17 protein-coding genes are annotated in these 16,137 nt (G+C 62.1%); 7 read left to right on the top strand and 10 right to left on the bottom strand.

The window, feature by feature from the left end; genetic code table 11:
• Positions 1-142: 142 nt before the first annotated feature.
• On the bottom strand, positions 143-304 hold the full coding sequence (locus NKK52_RS10295; protein ID WP_023714187.1) for a hypothetical protein: 162 nt from the start codon (positions 302-304) through the stop codon (positions 143-145).
• 186 nt (positions 305-490) lie between these two features.
• On the opposite strand from NKK52_RS10295, the gene NKK52_RS10290 reads away from it, so the two are divergent.
• Positions 491-682, top strand: coding sequence for a DUF3606 domain-containing protein (locus tag NKK52_RS10290; protein WP_023668952.1), 192 nt, complete (start codon positions 491-493; stop codon positions 680-682).
• 347 nt (positions 683-1,029) lie between these two features.
• Here the strand turns inward: NKK52_RS10290 and NKK52_RS10285 are convergent, their stop codons facing one another.
• On the bottom strand, positions 1,030-1,767 hold the full coding sequence (locus NKK52_RS10285; RefSeq protein WP_023682534.1) for a hypothetical protein: 738 nt from the start codon (positions 1,765-1,767) through the stop codon (positions 1,030-1,032).
• Between the two features lie 431 nt (positions 1,768-2,198).
• Here NKK52_RS10285 and NKK52_RS10280 point away from each other — a divergent pair, with 431 nt between their 5' ends.
• The 6 genes from NKK52_RS10280 (at position 2,199) to rimO (ending at position 7,683) form a co-directional block, all read left to right on the top strand.
• A complete protein-coding gene (locus tag NKK52_RS10280) occupies positions 2,199-2,588 on the top strand; it encodes a sugar 3,4-ketoisomerase (RefSeq protein WP_023682533.1) in 390 nt (129 codons plus the stop codon).
• A gap of 43 nt (positions 2,589-2,631) precedes the next feature.
• Complete coding sequence (locus NKK52_RS10275; protein ID WP_198031480.1) at positions 2,632-3,852, top strand: FAD-dependent oxidoreductase; 1,221 nt, start codon at positions 2,632-2,634, stop codon at positions 3,850-3,852.
• The gene (locus tag NKK52_RS10270; RefSeq protein WP_023682531.1) at positions 3,853-4,779 is read left to right on the top strand and encodes a glycosyltransferase family 2 protein; all 927 of its coding nucleotides are present in this window, start codon (positions 3,853-3,855) and stop codon (positions 4,777-4,779) included. It begins immediately after the preceding gene.
• Positions 4,780-4,898: 119 nt separating this feature from the next.
• Positions 4,899-5,306 carry a DUF930 domain-containing protein gene (locus NKK52_RS10265; RefSeq protein WP_032889884.1) on the top strand — a complete coding sequence of 136 codons (408 nt, stop codon included), beginning with the start codon at positions 4,899-4,901 and terminating at the stop codon, positions 5,304-5,306.
• 262 nt (positions 5,307-5,568) lie between these two features.
• On the top strand, positions 5,569-6,228 hold the full coding sequence (locus NKK52_RS10260) for a TerC family protein (RefSeq protein WP_023682529.1): 660 nt from the start codon (positions 5,569-5,571) through the stop codon (positions 6,226-6,228).
• 141 nt (positions 6,229-6,369) lie between these two features.
• Complete coding sequence (gene rimO, locus NKK52_RS10255; protein WP_023682528.1) at positions 6,370-7,683, top strand: 30S ribosomal protein S12 methylthiotransferase RimO; 1,314 nt, start codon at positions 6,370-6,372, stop codon at positions 7,681-7,683.
• A 139-nt stretch (positions 7,684-7,822) separates the two neighbouring features.
• Here the strand turns inward: rimO and NKK52_RS10250 are convergent, their stop codons facing one another.
• The 8 genes from NKK52_RS10250 to NKK52_RS10215 form a co-directional block, all read right to left on the bottom strand.
• Entirely contained in the window at positions 7,823-8,890 is a 1,068-nt protein-coding gene (locus tag NKK52_RS10250) for a BMP family ABC transporter substrate-binding protein (protein ID WP_023682527.1), read from the bottom strand.
• A 50-nt stretch (positions 8,891-8,940) separates the two neighbouring features.
• A complete protein-coding gene (locus NKK52_RS10245) occupies positions 8,941-9,861 on the bottom strand; it encodes an ABC transporter permease (protein ID WP_023682526.1) in 921 nt (306 codons plus the stop codon).
• The gene (locus NKK52_RS10240) at positions 9,861-10,985 is read right to left on the bottom strand and encodes an ABC transporter permease (protein ID WP_031193354.1); all 1,125 of its coding nucleotides are present in this window, start codon (positions 10,983-10,985) and stop codon (positions 9,861-9,863) included. The genes NKK52_RS10245 and NKK52_RS10240 overlap by 1 nt, the downstream gene beginning before the upstream one ends.
• Entirely contained in the window at positions 10,982-12,559 is a 1,578-nt protein-coding gene (locus tag NKK52_RS10235) for an ABC transporter ATP-binding protein (protein WP_023682524.1), read from the bottom strand. Before NKK52_RS10235 ends, NKK52_RS10240 begins: the two co-directional genes overlap by 4 nt.
• A gap of 216 nt (positions 12,560-12,775) precedes the next feature.
• Complete coding sequence (locus NKK52_RS10230; protein ID WP_023682523.1) at positions 12,776-13,753, bottom strand: quinone oxidoreductase family protein; 978 nt, start codon at positions 13,751-13,753, stop codon at positions 12,776-12,778.
• Between the two features lie 18 nt (positions 13,754-13,771).
• Entirely contained in the window at positions 13,772-14,602 is an 831-nt protein-coding gene (pcsA, locus tag NKK52_RS10225; protein WP_023682522.1) for a phosphatidylcholine synthase, read from the bottom strand.
• On the bottom strand, positions 14,599-15,213 hold the full coding sequence (locus tag NKK52_RS10220; protein WP_023682521.1) for a DUF1326 domain-containing protein: 615 nt from the start codon (positions 15,211-15,213) through the stop codon (positions 14,599-14,601). Before NKK52_RS10220 ends, pcsA begins: the two co-directional genes overlap by 4 nt.
• A gap of 14 nt (positions 15,214-15,227) precedes the next feature.
• Entirely contained in the window at positions 15,228-16,115 is an 888-nt protein-coding gene (locus NKK52_RS10215; protein ID WP_023682520.1) for a DUF2182 domain-containing protein, read from the bottom strand.
• Between the last annotated feature and the right edge of the window lie 22 nt (positions 16,116-16,137).

Raw genomic sequence — 16,137 nt, 5'->3', positions numbered from 1 at the left:
TTGGCTACCGTGCTGAATTGCCTCTGTATTTTCAAAGAGGGCCAAATCTTTCCTAAGTTATTCCTAACTTCCTAAAGCGAAGAAGCCTGCCACCGTGAGGCAGCGGGCCAGCGTGAGCGCAAACGTTGCGCCAGCCTAAGGATCAACGTTCGTCCTGGCGATAGAGCCGTTTGGTCGCGCGGTCGCTTTGCCTGCGTTCTGCAGGACCACGGTGGCGTCGGGTCATAAGAACGTATGCCATCAATAGGGCCAGCAACAGTGGCCCACCAGCAACGACGATCAACCACATCACACTTTCAAACATGAGGCATCTCCTTCACGTCACAACCGTCAAGGAGAAGAACCGTTCCGTTCAAAGTTACAGCAACACCAGCACCTCCTGCGACTGAGGGCCGTTTTCCCATGTGACCGTTTCGGAAATCCGGGCTCCGCTGCAACAAAAGGCTGCGGCTGCACGTTGCGGTTGATCATTCAACCAGGAGCAAAGCAAATGGCCGACGACAAAACGAAGACGGACTTCCGCGATCGGGACCGCGTCTCTGCCGATGAGGATTATGAAGTCGAGTATTTCGCCACCAAGGCCGGCATCACCCCGCAGCAGGTCAAGGAATTGATCGCGAAGCACGGCAACCGACGCGAGACGCTGGAGCGGGAAGCGAAGGCTCTGGGGAGCGGTAGGTAGGCCGGCATGCCAGAGTACCAGGTGGAAGAGTGGCATGGAGAGGAGTGTGTCTCAACTCAGGCCACGAGCGCCGATGATCCGTTATCTGCGGTAGAGAAGGTCACGGGCCAAAGGGTGTCGCCTAGAGCGCTTCAGGAGCATTGGTTTCGTGTGGTCGATGAAGATGCGCGAAGCACGCATGAATTCAGCCTTGAGGACGGCGGCCCGGCTGGAGATTTTGCAAAATAGCCATGACCAGAATCTCGGACCTGCATTGGGACCAACGCTGCAGATAGGCGAGAAAGGTGCAGCCGCCGGGCGGACCCGACGGCTTATCGTCGATTGGATCGCTGCCGCCGCATGGGGCCTTAAGGCGCGGCCGGCGCCAGTTTGGCGGCTACTTGGTCGATCTTGTCGGCAAGTACGCTATTGGCCCAATCTGTCACCTCAGGGTCAACGGGCTTGTTGGCCATTTGGGCAAGGGCTGCATCGATCGATGGGACGTTGGCAGCGGCAGCTGTGGCGGCGGTCTGAGCAGCGGCCGCATCCTGGGTGGCGTCATCGAGCGCTGCCTGTGCTGCATCGAGGTCGGCCTGCGTCGGGACATCTTCGGGCGGGGTATTCGGGTCAGCCGCTTTCGCATTCAGCGCGTCGAGCGCCGCTTTGGCGTCGGCAACCGCCTGATTAGCGGCATCGAGCGCCGATTGAGCGTTCTTGGCTATTGCCGACTGTGTCACAAAAGCCTGCACGCCAGCGAAGTTCTTGCTCTTGGAGTGCATAAAGGCGTTGGCGTTGCGCTGCAGCGAGTTCAACCGGCCCAGCTTGGCATGGATATTCTTTTCCTTGGACACAGAAGGGGTAGCGGCCTTGGCGACCTGGCCCTTAGGGGCCTGGCCCTTGGCGGATGCCGACTTGCCGAGCGAACCGCCGCCTCCGCCATTGCCGCCAGCATTACCGTTTCCTCCGCCATTGCCATTGCCATTGCCGTTACCGTTACCATTGCCATGGCCGTTACCATGGCCGTTGCCACCAGCAGCAGCCAGGGCCGGCGACACCAGAAGCGAGAACACCGCAAATGCAGCAAAAAGGGTCTTTCGGGATGTCATAACTACCTCCGAGATTGCCACCGCCACTAACCGCTATAGCGGGCAACATGAGGAATCGCTAACACAAAGGGTAAACTTGGATATAGCTGTGCTTTCATTGCGAGAACGAAGCGGCCGGCCGGCGAAACGCCAACCAGCATAACTCTTTGAAATTGCTGAAGTAGATCACCCTCGTTGGGACCGGCCGGCCTTCCGAACTCAAAGGTCCTAGACCGCTCGGACCAAGGTCTTAAGCCGTGGTTTCGGCCGCGACTCAGAAGTCGTGACGGCGCGGCGACCTTCGGTAGTCGGCACCGTATCGGCCTGAGGCCGAGCTCGACATCGATCCGCTGCTGTGTCCCAAAACACCTCCTAAGTGCTTGTATTCTCTGTCTTTTGATATAAGCGCTAGTCTGAGGTAAATTTCGACCGGCATATGGCGGGCTTACGTTATGCAGCATCGAACGTTCTTTGGCGGCAAGGTCACCGAGATCCCCACTTCGTTACATTGCGATCCCAGGGGAATGCTGACCGCTATCGAGTTCAGCGGTTACAATTTCCAAGCCGTGCGGGCGTTCGTCGTCACCGCGCCGCGCGGCACGTCGCGGGGCGGACATGCACACGGCTCGGGCCGGCAATTGATGATGCAGCTGTCGGGCGAGATCGGCATCGAATTTCGCTATCAGGAACAGGTCGAACGGCTGACGCTCACCGCATCGAACCGCGCGGTGCTGGTCGATGCCCCGGTGTGGGCGCTGCAGACCTATGAAGGCGAGAACCCGTCTTTGCTGGTTTTCTGCGATACCGAATACGACCCTGAAAACTACGTATCGAACCCCTGAGGACACTCATCGGGAAAGGAGAGGCCGCGATGCGCGCCAGGACATGACAGCGCCTCGCGGCAGAATGGCTATTCTCGGCGCCGGCATCATGGGCGCCAGCCTCGCTCTCATGATGGCCCGCAGAGGCTACGCGGTGTCCCTCTTCGACAAGGAGAGCGAGCCGATGGCCTGCGCCAGCCGTTGGAACGAGGGCAAGATTCATCTCGGCTATCTCTACGGGAACGATCCCTCGCTGCTGACCGCCCGGCATCTGCTTTCGGGAGGACTGTGTTTCGGCAGGCTTGTTTCCGAGCTGATCGGAAGCAATCTGGAAGCGCACACGACCTTTTCGGAAGACCTTTATCTGGTCCATCGCAACTCGATCGTCGCTGCCGAGGCGCTGGGGGCGATCTTTGAACGTGTGGATGTATTGGTGCGCAGCCACGCTGACGCCACCAGCTACCTTGCCGACGTATCGGCGGCGCGATCGAATCGGCTTTCCAAAACTGAATTGGCCGATGTCACCAACTCGGACCAGATCGTCGGCGGCTTCCAGGTGCCGGAGCGATCCGTCAACACGCGATGGGTTGCCGACCGGCTTTGCGCCGTGCTTCGGGGTGAACCCAACATCAGCTTGCGGATGACGTCCAAAGTCCTGTCGGCACAGCCGGTGGACGGAATTGACGGGAAATGGCGCGTGGCGGTCGCAGGCGAGAAAAGTGAGGCGTTCGACATCGTCGTCAATTGCCTTTGGGAGGGGCGGCTGGCTGTCGACCGCACGGCCGGCATCGAGCCGGTTCCCGGATGGTCGCACCGCTACAGGCTTTGCCTGTTCGGCCGCACCAGGCAGCCTGTCGATGTGCCGTGCGCGGTCGTCGCCCTTGGCCCGTTCGGCGACATAAAAAACTATGACGGGCGCAACTTCTATCTCTCCTGGTACCCGAGCGGGTTGCTTGCGGAGAGTGGCGAATTCTCGATCGAAACGCCACAAGCGCTCGATGCCGACGCACGACAGCGGTTCATCGGCGACGTTCGCGCCACGCTCGCCCGGTTGGTGCCCAGTGTTTCCAGCATGTTCGACGATGCCGAGGAGCTTGAGGTACGCGGCGGCTTCGTGTTTGCGCAAGGGCGTGGTTCGCTCAGCGACCCGAAAGCCACAATCCATCGCCGCGACCAATTCGGGGTCAACCGCCTGGGCAACTACATCTCGGTCGACACAGGTAAATATTCGACGGCGCCGTGGCTTGCCGACAGGCTGGCGCGGCAAATCTGCGGGATCGAGTGAATGGGTGAGACAGAACAGGGCGGCGCGAAGCAGGTAGCGCAGAAACAAGTCCAGCTTCGATCCGGCTGGCGGCCGAAGGTCACGGCGCTGGTGCCATGCTACAATTCGGCGGCATTCATTTCGCGTACGCTGGACAGCCTCGCCGCGCAGACCTGGGACAATATCGAGATCCTGGTCGGCGAGGACAATTCGACCGACGCGACATTCGAGATCGTTTCAGCCTTCGCCGGCGGCCGCGACGATGTCCGTATCCTGCGCCGGGACAAAAACCTGGGATGGCTGAAGAATTCCAACGATCTGATGGCCAATGCCAGCGGCGAATTGATGTTCTTTGCCTTCCATGACGACGTCATCGATCCAAACTATATCGAGGCGCTGGTGCGGGCGCTCGATGCCAATCCCGAGGCCGTACTGTCGTTCAGCGACGTCGAAGTGATCGAAGTCAGCGGCGAAAGTGCCACGTGGAAGTTCGACCTGCTGGAGGGCTTGCAGGACGGTTTTGCGCGTGGCCGGGTGATGGCGCGCCAGCCGCATGGATGGTGGGTTCCCAACCGTGGGGTATTCAGGGCCTGGGCGTTCCACCGCAGCGGCGGGATCAAGCCCAACAGCCAAGGCGAATTCAGCGCCGACTGGACCTGGCTTCTGCATCTGTCGCTGCTCGGCGGCTTTGTCCGCGTGCCGCAAGTGCTCTGCCACAAATACTATCGGGCGGGCAGCATCAGCCGGCGCTGGGAACGCAACAGCACCCAACGAAGGGCATTGAGGGCGGCGGGGATAAGGGAGGTCTGGCACAGCGAGGCCGGCCTTGCACAGAGAACCTTCCTCGCTGCCTATATCGCCTTGCGGCCATGGCGGTGGCTGCCGCGATCGCGAGAAGCGGAAAGACGGCGAAATGGGCAATCGGTGCATGGCAGCCCGGACAATTAAGAATGGCGCCGGCGACGTGTCAAAGCGGCTGCGTCAAGACACCCTGCCCGGCCAACGACGATTTCCGCGCATATCCGGCTGCCCCAAAATGGCACTCCGGTTGATTTTTCACGCGAGTTATGGTCGTTCTCCCGCCCATGAAAAAACTATTCCTTGCGGCGCTGGCCTCGGTGACGCTGGCCTGGCCCGCCCACGCGATGGACGCCGCCCTGCGCGCCGGCCTGCTGAAACTCGACCCGGAGACCCGGCTGGAGCAGAGATGCGACGCCGAAGTGCTCGACCGTATCAGCCATGACGACCACAAGTACAAGGCCGACCGCGTCGTCGCCTACGCCTTCGCGACGCCGGAAATGAAAGCCGATGCCATCCGCAGCCCGGGCGCTGCCTTCCGCAGCAAGGGACAGTGGTACCGGCTGAAGTTCAAATGCGAGACGGCGCCGGACCATATGGAGGTCCTGCAGTTCCGTTACCGCATCGGCGACGAGATTCCGGAAGCCGACTGGGCGAAGTACAATCTCTACGACTGAATTCGCTGCGACCAGAATTCTCCCTGGCAGAACGATCTTCCCTATTCCCGTGGCTTTCAGCGTCGGCCGTTAGAGCGGTTCAGCTTTTTATGGAGCAGCTGACCCACTCTAACTCTTTGTTTTTGCATAATTCCGGACGGAAAACCGCTACGGACTTTTCCTGGAATTGCGCCGGCAGTCTCTTGACGCGCGGGAACCATACACGTTAGGGCGTCGGCATATCCGACGACGAACACGCCGATACAGCAAGGGGCTCCGGTCGATGGACATTTTCAGCGCTGCAAGCATGACGGCCCTCCTCCAGGTCATCGCCATCGATCTGGTGCTTGCCGGCGACAATGCCATCGTCATCGGCCTTGCCGCCGCCGGCCTGCCGGTCGAGCAGCGCAAGAAAGCCATCCTGATCGGCGTTTTGGCGGCGACTGTGCTGCGCATCCTGTTTGCCGCCGTCACCGTCAAGCTTCTTGCCATTGTCGGCCTGCTGCTGGCCGGCGGCATCCTTTTGTTGTGGGTGTGCTGGAAGATGTGGCGCGAGCTGCGGACGTCGCATGCCGACGAGTTCGAGGCGACCGAGGCGCTGTCCGATTCCGACCTCAACAGCGACAGAACGGTGGGCGGCAAGGCGCCGCGCAAGACGCTCGGCCAGGCGGCCCTGCAGATCGTCGTCGCCGATGTTTCGATGTCGCTGGACAATGTGCTGGCGGTCGCCGGTGCGGCGCGCGATCATTTTCCCGTGCTTGTCATAGGCCTGGTGCTGTCGATTGCCTTGATGGGCTTGGCCGCGAGCTTCATTGCCAAGCTGCTGCATCGCCACCGCTGGATCGCCTATGTCGGCCTGCTGATCATTCTCTACGTCGCGATCGATATGGTCTATCGCGGCCTTGTCGAGGTCTGGCCGCATGTCAGTCCTGTGGTGAGCTGACGCTGCCGGTCCTACAGCTTCTGTATAGTACGGGTATCTGCCGGAGGCAGTGGTCGCGTTCGCCGCAGCCGCTGCCCATACCAATGCCGCAATAAGTGTGGTACTGGCCGCCGATCCCGAAAAAACCCGGAATGTTTTCTCATGTCTGCGCCTCGCGTCAGTTTCGTCAGCCTTGGATGCCCGAAGGCGCTTGTGGATTCCGAGCGCATCATCACGCGCCTGCGCGCCGAAGGCTATGAGATCGCGCGCAAGCATGACGGCGCGGACCTGGTCGTCGTCAACACCTGCGGCTTTCTCGATTCGGCCCGCGACGAATCGCTCAACGCCATTGGTTCGGCGCTTTCGGAAAACGGCCGGGTGATCGTCACCGGCTGCCTCGGCGCCGAGCCGGACGTCATACGAGAGAAGCACCCCAACGTCCTCGCCATCACCGGCCCGCAGGCCTATGAGAGCGTGATGGCCGCGGTGCATGAGGCGGCGCCGCCCAGCCACGATCCGTATATCGACCTTCTGCCGCCGCAAGGCGTCAAGCTGACGCCGCGCCACTACGCCTATCTCAAGATTTCCGAAGGCTGCAACAACCGCTGCACCTTCTGCATCATTCCGGCGCTGCGCGGCGACCTCGTCTCGCGCCCGGCGGCCGATGTGCTGCGCGAGGCCGAGAAGCTGGCCAAGGCCGGCGTCAAGGAACTGCTGGTCATCTCGCAGGACACCAGCGCCTACGGCATCGACATCAAGTACCAGACGTCGATGTTCGGCGACCGCGAAGTGCGGGCGAAATTCCTCGACCTGTCGGAGGAGCTCGGCAAGCTCGGCATCTGGGTACGCATGCACTATGTCTACCCCTACCCGCATGTCGCCGATGTCATCCCGCTAATGGCGGATGGAAAAATCCTTCCCTATCTGGACATCCCCTTCCAGCACGCCTCGCCGCAGGTGCTGAAGAACATGCGTCGGCCCGCGCATGGCGAAAAGACGCTGGAGCGCATTCGCGGCTGGCGCGAGGTGTGCCCGGATCTGGCGATACGCTCGACCTTCATCGTCGGTTTCCCCGGCGAGACCGACGAGGATTTCGAGATGCTGCTCGACTGGCTGGACGAGGCCAGGATCGATCGCGCCGGCTGCTTTAAATACGAGCCGGTCCGCGGCGCCCGCTCCAACGATCTCGGCCTCGAACAGGTGCCGCAGGAGATCAAGGAAGCGCGCTGGCATCGCTTCATGCAGCGCCAGCAGAAGATCTCGGCGACGCAGCTGGCCAAGAAGGTCGGCAAGCGCCTGCCGGTGCTGATCGACGAGGCGCATGGCACGTCTGCCAAGGGCCGGACAAAATACGACGCGCCCGAGATCGACGGTTCGGTGCATATCCAGTCGCGCCGCCCGCTGCGCCAAGGCGACATCGTCACGGTCAAGATCGACCGCGCCGACGTCTACGACCTTTACGGCTCGGCGGTTTAGAAAAATACCAAAAAGGGCGCCTCCCGGCGCCCTCGGATTTTTGGCACAGCCCTCGGCGCGGTTTCGCGGTCGAAGCGTGCAGCCCGCGAAGTGAAAAAGGGCGCCGGGCGGCGCCCCTTCTCTTTTGCGTTTCCGATACTTACTGCGGCAACTTGTCGTCGACGCCCTTCACATAGAAGTTCATGCCGAGCAGCGTGCCGTCGTCGGCTACTTCGCCGTCCTTGAGCCACGGCGTGCCGTCCTGCTTGGCGACCGGTCCGGTGAAGGGGTTCCAGCCATCTGCGATTTTCTTGGCGGTTGCCTCGGCCATCGCCTTCACATCGTCCGGCATGTTGGTGAAGGGCGCCAGCTTGACGGCGCCGTCCTTGATGCCGAGCCAGACATTGTCAGGCTTCCAGGTGCCGTCGAGCGCCGCCTGAACGCGGCTGATGTAATACGGCCCCCATTCGTCTGTCAGCGAGGTCAGCTGCGCGTTCGGCGCGAACTTGATCATGTCGGAGGACTGGCCGAAGCCGTGCAGCTTGCGCTCTTCCGCCACCTGCAGTGCCGCAGTGGAATCGGTGTGCTGGACGATGATGTCGGCGCCCTGGTCGAACAGCGCCTTGGCCGCGTCGGCTTCCTTGCCCGGATCGAACCAGGAGTTCACCCAGACGATCTTGGCCTTGAAGTTCGGGTTGACCGACTGCGCGCCGAGCATGAAGGAGTTGATGCCCATCACCACTTCGGGGATCGGGAAAGAAACGATATAGCCGGCGACCCCTGCCTTCGATTCCTTGGCGGCGATCTGGCCGAGCACGTAGCGGCCTTCATAGAAGCGCGCATTGTAGATGCCGAGATTGTCAGCGGTTTTGTAGCCGGTGGCGTGCTCGAACATCACTTTGGGGAACTTCTTGGCGACCTTCACTTCCGGGTCCATGAAGCCGAAAGAGGTGCCGAAGATGATCTTGCAGCCTTCGCGCGCCAGACGCTCGAAAGCGCGGTCGGCATCGGGACCTTCCGAGACGTTCTCGAGATAGGCGGTTTCGACCTTGTCGCCGAGCGCCTTCTCCACCTCGAGGCGGCCTTGGTCGTGCTGGTAGGAATAGCCGAAATCGCCGATCGGGCCGGTGTAGACCCAGCATGCCTTCAACTTGTCGGCGGCCTGCGCCGACGCCGCCAGTGACATGGCGGCGGTCGTGGTCATCAACGCGATAAGCAGTTTTTTCATTGTGTTACCTCTCTGAGTTTAGCCTTGGAGCTTCCCGTTTGTTTTTGTTTTCAACGATCCGGAACGAATGGCTGCCCCAAGGAAGCCGGCGTGTTCATCATCGTCAGACGCTTGTTGCGCGAGATTAGAACGAGAACCACGACGGTTGCCAGATAGGGCAGAGAAGAAAGCAGCTGCGAAGGCACCGGAATGCCAAATGCCTGTGCATGAAGCTGGCCGATCCACACCGCGCCGAAGATGTAGGCGCCGGCGAGCACGCGCCACGGCCGCCAGGAGGCGAAGACGACCAGCGCCAGCGCGATCCAGCCGCGGCCCGCGCTCATGTTCTCCACCCATTGCGGCGTGTAGACCAGCGACAGATGGCCGCCGGCAAGGCCGGCGCAGGCGCCGCCGAAGATGACCGCGAGATAGCGGTAGCGGATGACCTTGATGCCGAGCGCATGCGCCGATGTGTGGCTGTCGCCGATCGAGCGCAGAGTGAGGCCGGTGCGGGTCTTGAACAGGAACCACATGACGGCCGCCGTCAGCGCGATCGAGATGTAGAAGATCGGGTCCTGGCCGAACAACAGCCTGCCGACCACGGGAATGTCGGTGAGCACCGGAACGTAGAGGTTTGGCAGCCGCTCGCCGGGCTGGCCGACGAAGCTGGTCCCCATCATGCCGGAAAGGCCGAGGCCGAGCAGCGTCAACGACAGGCCGGTCGCCACCTGATTGGTGGCGAGCGACAGCGTCATCACCGCAAACAGCAGCGAGAACACCGCGCCCATGGCAATTGCCGCCAACAGGCCCATCCAGGGCGATCCCGTGAGATAGCCGGCTCCGAAGCCGCCGACGGCGCCCATGATCATCATGCCTTCGACGCCGAGGTTGAGCACGCCGGAGCGCTCGACCACCAGTTCGCCGATGGCCGCTATTAAAAGCGGCGTCGCCGCCGTGGCGATGGTCAAAAGGATGTTGACGGCGATGTCCATCAGCGGGCTTCCTTCAACTTCGGCGCGGCTTCAAGCTTCGCCGCGCTTTTCGTCAGCGCCATGCCGACCAGACGGATGCGATAGTGGATGAGCGTGTCGCAGCCGAGCACGAAGAACAAAAGCATGCCCTGGAACACGCGTGCCACTTTGTCGGAAATGCCGAGCGCGCTCTGCACCGCCTCGCCGCCGAGATAGGTCAACGCCAGCACCAGGCCGGCGGCGACAATGCCGAGCGGATTGAGCCGGCCGAGGAACGCGACAATAATGGCGGTGAAGCCGTAGCCGGGCGAGATCACCGGCTGGAGCTGGCCGATGGCGCCGGAGACTTCCGAAATGCCGGCAAGCCCAGCCAGCGCGCCTGACAGCAGGAAGGCGAAGAACACCATGCGGTTGAGGCCGAAACCGGCGAAGCGCCCTGCCCTCGGGCTGGAGCCGAGCACGCGGACCTCAAAACCCTTGAGCAGGCGGCTCATCAGCACCCAGATCAGCACGGCTGCAACAAGCGCGAAGACAAAACCCCAATTGGCGCGGCCGGCATCCGGCATCAGTTCCGGCAGGACCGCCGAGTCATTGAACTGGATCGTCTGCGGGAAACCGTGGCCCTGTGGATCGCGCCAGGGGCCGCGCACCAGCCAGTCGAGGAAAAGCTGGGCGACATAGACCAGCATCAGGCTGGTCAGGATTTCGTTGGTGCCGAAGCGCGTCTTCAAGAGAGCCGGGATTGCTGCATAGGCGGCACCGCCGACCATGCCGAACAACAGCATCAGCGGCAGCACCAGCGGGCCTTCGAACCCGGGAAACAGCACCGGAATGGCCGAGCCGAAAATGCCGCCGAGGATGAACTGTCCCTCAGCGCCGATGTTCCAGATGTTGGCCTTGTAACAGACCGACAGGCCGACCGCGATCAGGATCAACGGCGCGGCCTTGATCGCCAGCTCATGCAGCTGCCAGACCTGGCTGATCGGCTCGATGAAATAGATCTCAAATGCGCTCAGCGGGTTGACGCCGAGCAGCGCGAACAGAACCGCGCCGGCGATGATCGTTAGGGCGAAGGCGATGAAGGGCGACAGCGCCGAAAAGAGCATAGAGCGCTGCGGGCGTTTGACGAGTTCGAGGCGCATCATGCCGTCTCCAGACCATGTTCGGCGTGGCCAGGCTCGGCGCCGCCCATCAACAGACCGACCTTTTCGAAAGTTGCCTCGGCGATCGGCAGCGGTTTGGACAATTCGCCATTGTGCATGACCGCGATCGCGTCCGAAATCTCGAACAGCTCATCGAGGTCCTGGCTGATGACCAGAACTGCCGAGCCGCTGCGCGCCAGTTCGATCAGCGCCTGGCGGATGTGGGCGGCGGCACCGGCGTCGACGCCCCAGGTCGGCTGGTTGACGACCATGACGGCAGGGCTGCGGTCGAGTTCGCGACCGACGATGAATTTCTGCAAATTGCCGCCCGAAAGGGCCGCAGCTTCCGGATCGGGCGCGCTCTTGCGCACATCCATCGCCACGATGATGCGCTGGGCGGCGGCATAGACCGCACCGCTTTTGACGGCGCCGCCGGCGCCGACAAAAACCTTGCCGTCGGTGGCGTGCCGCGACAGAAGCAGGTTTTCCGAAAGCTTCATGCGTGGCGCCGCGCCATGGCCGAGGCGTTCTTCCGGCACGAAGGCAGCGCCCATCAGCCGCCGGCCTGTGATCGAGAGCGAGCCGGCATCCTTGCCGCGGATGCGCACGGATGCGGCGTCCTGCTGCAGCACCTCGCCGGAGACGGATTCGAAGAACTCGCCCTGGCCGTTGCCGGCGACACCGGCAATGCCGATCACCTCGCCGGCGCGCACAGTGAGGTTGATATTCTTCAGCGGAATCGAAAACGGCGTTGCCGGCTTGCGGCTGAGGGCGCGGATTTCGAGCAGCGGCTGCGCGGTCTCGATGCCTTCGGCCGGCGCACGCACCACGGCCTTCACCTCGTTGCCGACCATCATGCGGGCCAGCGACGAAGCCGTTTCCTCGCGCGGATTGCAATGGCCGACGACCTTGCCGTGACGCAGCACGGTCGCGCGGTCGCAAATGCGTTTGACCTCTTCCAGCCGGTGCGAAATGTAGAGGATGGATTTGCCCTCGGAGCGCAGGCGCTCCAGCGTCTCGAACAGCTTGTCGGCTTCCTGCGGCGTCAGCACCGAGGTCGGCTCGTCGAGGATGATGAGCTGCGGCGTCTGCAACAGGCAGCGGATGATCTCGATGCGCTGGCGTTCGCCGACCGAGAGATCGCCGACCAGCGAGTCCGGATCGAGCGGCAGGCCATAGCTGAAGGAAAGCGCCCTCGCCTTGGCCGCGATCGAGCTGATCGGTGAGCCGTCATCCAGAGACAGAGCGATATTCTCGGCCGCGGTCAGCGCCTCGAACAGCGAAAAGTGCTGAAACACCATGCCGATGCCGAGCTTCTTCGCCATGCCCGGACTGGTGATCCGCACCGCTTCCCCGTTCCAGAATATCTCGCCGGAATTGGGCTCCAGCGAGCCGAACAGCATCTTGACCAGCGTCGACTTGCCGGCGCCGTTTTCGCCAAGCAGCGCGTGGATCTCGCCCTTGGCGATGTTGAGGTCGATATGATCGCACGCCGTCAGCGTGCCGAATATCTTGGTCAGGCCACGAACCTCAAGCAGGTTCGCTCCATCATGATCTGCACTCACAGTGCCTCCCATCCGGTTCCCGGACATGTTCTGTGTTCCCGCCAACATCGTATGCGCTGGCCGCTCTCGTGCGAAAGCAGCACCCACCTTGAAAGAGCTTCAAGAATTTCAGCGGAAACTCAAGGGGTAAAGATAGACCCGTTTCGCACAACAAACCGACCGACCGGTTTTTCGTGCAAACAGTGCCTGGGCGCCGCGGCAAAGCACTGAAAGGAAGGCAAACCTCCGTCAGGGGATCAGTATTGTCGTACCCGTGGTCTTGCGCCCTTCGAGATCGGCTTGCGCCTTGCCGGCGTCCTTCAGCGCATAGCGCTGGTTGATCTTGATCTCGACCGCGCCGCTCAACACCACATCGAACAATGCCGCGGCGGAGATTTCGAGGTCTTCACGCTTGGCGTTGTAGACGAACAGCGTCGGCCTGGTAGCGAACAGCGAGCCCTTCTGCGCCAGCACCGACATCGAAAATGGCGGGATCGGTCCAGAGGACTGACCGAAAGAGACGAACATGCCGAGCGGCTTCAGACAGTCGAGCGAGGCCGGGAATGTGTCGTTGCCGACCGAATCGTAGACGACGTCACATTTCTTGCCGCCGGTGATGGCGGCGACGCCGGCGACGAAATCCTGCTCCTTGTAGTTGATGACATGGTCGAAGCCATGCGCCTTGGCGAGCTCGATCTTGTCGGTTGAGCTTGCCGTGCCGATCACGGTGGCGCCGAGATGTTTTGCCCATTGTCCCAGGATCAGCCCGACGCCGCCGGCGGCGGCATGAAACAGGATGGTGTCGCCTGCCTTCACCTTGAAGGTCCGGCGCAACAGATACTCCGCCGTCATGCCTTTAAGCATCATGCCGGCGGCCTGTTCGTCGCTGATGCGGTCCGGTACCTTGACCACGCGGTCGGCGGCGACAATGCGCTGTTCGGCATAGGCACCGACATTGACGGCATAGGCGATGCGGTCGCCCGGCTTCAGCCAGTCGATGCCTGCGCCGACCTCGAGAACCACACCTGCCGCCTCGCCGCCCGGGATCAGCGGGAAGCCGCCGGGCGGCGGATAGAGGCCGATGCGGTGATAGACATCGATGAAATTGAGGCCGATCGCGGTGTGCCTGACCAGGATCTGCCCGGCGCCGGGTTGCCCCGGATCGGCGTCTTCATAGGTCAGGACTTCCGGACCGCCATGGGCGTGGATACGGATTGCTTTGGACATTTGTGGGCTTTCCTGCGGTCAGGCTTTCTTAGTGTCCGGCTTGGCGCCGAGTTTGGGGAAGAACTGCATGATACCGCCGATGCAGGCGAGGTAAAGTCCGGTGATGGTGATGCCGACCTTGGTAAAGACGCCGACCTGTTCGCCCAAAACGCCGATCTGGTCGTAGAAGGCGGCAAGGGCCGCCTGCGCCAGCGCCAGCGCACCGAAAGCGCACCAGAGCAGCGTCATGCCAAGATTGATTGGCCGCAGCCGCACCACCCGCACGGGATGGATGAAGTTGATCGGCACGAAGGTCAGGATGCCGGCCGCCACGACGACGCCGAAGGACACCCACTGTCCGGGCTCGATGACGAACAGCGTGAACACGACCATGTTCCAGACCACCGGAAAGCCTTTGAAGAAGTTCTCCTTCGTCTTCATTCCGGTGTCGGCATAATAGATGGCGCTGGACACCACGATGATGGCCGCCGACAGGAACGACAGCCCTTCGCCCATGAAGCCGCGCTGGTAGAGTGCGAAGGCCGGGATCAGCACGTAAGTGACATAGTCGATGATGTTGTCGAGGAGCTCGCCCGACCAGGTCGGCAAAATCTCCTTGACCTCGAGCTTGCGCGCGATCGGCCCGTCTATGCCGTCGACGAACAGCGCCAACCCCAGCCACCAGAACATCGCCGTCCAGCGTTGCTCGCTTGCCGCCACCAGCGACAGGAAAGCCAGGAACGAGCCAGACGCGGTCAACAGATGCACCGAGAATGCCCGCGCCTGCGGCCAGGTGACCTTTTTCTTCGGCCTGGGTATCCGGTCGGTGATCTTTTTGGCGGCGTTTCTGGCCGTTGTGTTCTTGCTCACGGGCCCCGCCAATCCAGTTTGCAGATTTCGGCCGAGCGGCCGGCAAAGTTCCAGTTGCGGCCGAAAGCCCGCATCTTGCTCTTATCGGACCTGGCCACGATGATCTCCGGCGCGATCCAGTATTCCGAGTTGCCGATCACGGTATCCTTCTCGCGATCCTTGCCGGGAATCGGTGTGACCGCCCCGTCGATGATCTTCGGTATCTGGAAAATACGGGTCTTGTCACGCGTCTCGTAGGTGATCGGCACCTGCTCGACGCCGAGGAACTTGCCGACAAGGATCGACAACAGCGCGGTGGTTCCGCCGGCCTTCCCGGTGAAGATCCTGGTCAGCGCTTTCACCGCATAGACGGAGGCTTGCTTGTCGATGAACAGGCCTGCGGTCCAGTTGCCGCGGCTCATATAGCCTGGGATTTCCATGACCAGACCGAGATTGAGGCCGGACAGGTCGACCTCGCCGAAATGGCCTGCGTCGATGCGGAAGCCCGCCCAGGTCTGGCAATAACCCTCCGTCGGCGGATGGCTGCCAAGCGACAGTACGCAAGGACAATAAACCGTGCAATTGCAGGAGAGTACGAGCTCTCCTTTCATTGCCCAGCCTTGCTCTGCCATGGAATTATCCCCCGTCATGCCGAGACTACTAGCAGGGCGACTGCCCAGACAAGCAGTATCGCACCGGCCACTCGGGTTGGAAGGCTGCCGGTGGTCTGTTTTTCGATCAAGGTGAACAGGCCGATCAGCGCCATCCAGAACACGTTCATCGCGCCGACGGCAAACATCACCAGCATCAGCGCCCAGCAGCAGCCGAGGCACCACAGGCCCTGCTTCAGCCCTAGCCGGAAGATGCCACCCGGCTCCGCGCTCCAGTTGGAAAACAGTGTCGAGAACGGGTTCCGGCATTCTGTCAGGCAGGCCTGCTTGAGGCTGCTGAACTGGTAGAGGCCGGCAACCAGCAGCGCGGCCGCCGCGGCAAGGCCGCTCACCGCATCGAGCAATCGAGCGGAGGACGCAAATGCGTGGACGAGCAACGTCAGCACCGCGAAGCCGATAGAGGCGACAAGCCATGTCGAGAGGTAGCCGGCGACCAGGACCAGCGGGTGGGCCACCGGCTCGCCCTTGATGCGGGCGGTGTCGGCGATTTCACAATAGGTACGGATCATCGGCGCCGCCGACGGCAGCATCGTCGCCACGGCCATCAAAAACCACATCACGATCAGCGCCAGAACCGGTGCGCCGCCGGCATCAAGTGGTGCGGGCATCAGGCACATGCCGAAGAAGCGGTCGAGGACATCCGGCAGCGGCAGTTGCGGCAGATATCGCAGGACCACATCGCCTGGTACGCCGGGGAGCCGGCCTTCGGCGCCGCGGATCGCCATGGCGCCGAGAATGAACCAGGCGAGCAGAATGCCGCCGACGATGGCGATGTTGACCGTCAGGCGGGGGCTGCGGGCCAGGCTTGCCGTGGCGCGGCCGGCGCGGTCGAGATGGCTGAAATCGTCCTGCTGGCCGGTCATGACAACCGAATGAGCCTAATCG

The sequence above is a fragment of the Mesorhizobium sp. C277A genome, assembly GCF_040324395.1.
GTDB lineage: Bacteria > Pseudomonadota > Alphaproteobacteria > Rhizobiales > Rhizobiaceae > Mesorhizobium.
This window is presented reverse-complemented; position numbering and strand designations above follow the sequence as displayed.

Excerpts from the sequence above, each read along its gene's own strand:
- NKK52_RS10275 (WP_198031480.1), top strand. The coding sequence starts at position 2,632 with ATGACAGCGCCTCGCGGCAGAATGGCTATTCTCGGCGCCGGCATCATG.
- NKK52_RS10290 (WP_023668952.1), top strand. The coding sequence starts at position 491 with ATGGCCGACGACAAAACGAAGACGGACTTCCGCGATCGGGACCGCGTC.
- NKK52_RS10245 (WP_023682526.1), bottom strand. The coding sequence starts at position 9,861 with ATGGACATCGCCGTCAACATCCTTTTGACCATCGCCACGGCGGCGACG.
- NKK52_RS10270 (WP_023682531.1), top strand. The coding sequence starts at position 3,853 with ATGGGTGAGACAGAACAGGGCGGCGCGAAGCAGGTAGCGCAGAAACAA.
- NKK52_RS10240 (WP_031193354.1), bottom strand. The coding sequence starts at position 10,985 with ATGATGCGCCTCGAACTCGTCAAACGCCCGCAGCGCTCTATGCTCTTT.
- rimO (WP_023682528.1), top strand. The coding sequence starts at position 6,370 with ATGTCTGCGCCTCGCGTCAGTTTCGTCAGCCTTGGATGCCCGAAGGCG.
- NKK52_RS10250 (WP_023682527.1), bottom strand. The coding sequence starts at position 8,890 with ATGAAAAAACTGCTTATCGCGTTGATGACCACGACCGCCGCCATGTCA.
- NKK52_RS10220 (WP_023682521.1), bottom strand. The coding sequence starts at position 15,213 with ATGGCAGAGCAAGGCTGGGCAATGAAAGGAGAGCTCGTACTCTCCTGC.
- NKK52_RS10235 (WP_023682524.1), bottom strand. The coding sequence starts at position 12,559 with ATGGGAGGCACTGTGAGTGCAGATCATGATGGAGCGAACCTGCTTGAG.
- NKK52_RS10215 (WP_023682520.1), bottom strand. The coding sequence starts at position 16,115 with ATGACCGGCCAGCAGGACGATTTCAGCCATCTCGACCGCGCCGGCCGC.
- NKK52_RS10265 (WP_032889884.1), top strand. The coding sequence starts at position 4,899 with ATGGTCGTTCTCCCGCCCATGAAAAAACTATTCCTTGCGGCGCTGGCC.
- NKK52_RS10280 (WP_023682533.1), top strand. The coding sequence starts at position 2,199 with ATGCAGCATCGAACGTTCTTTGGCGGCAAGGTCACCGAGATCCCCACT.
- NKK52_RS10295 (WP_023714187.1), bottom strand. The coding sequence starts at position 304 with ATGTTTGAAAGTGTGATGTGGTTGATCGTCGTTGCTGGTGGGCCACTG.
- NKK52_RS10230 (WP_023682523.1), bottom strand. The coding sequence starts at position 13,753 with ATGTCCAAAGCAATCCGTATCCACGCCCATGGCGGTCCGGAAGTCCTG.
- NKK52_RS10285 (WP_023682534.1), bottom strand. The coding sequence starts at position 1,767 with ATGACATCCCGAAAGACCCTTTTTGCTGCATTTGCGGTGTTCTCGCTT.
- NKK52_RS10260 (WP_023682529.1), top strand. The coding sequence starts at position 5,569 with ATGGACATTTTCAGCGCTGCAAGCATGACGGCCCTCCTCCAGGTCATC.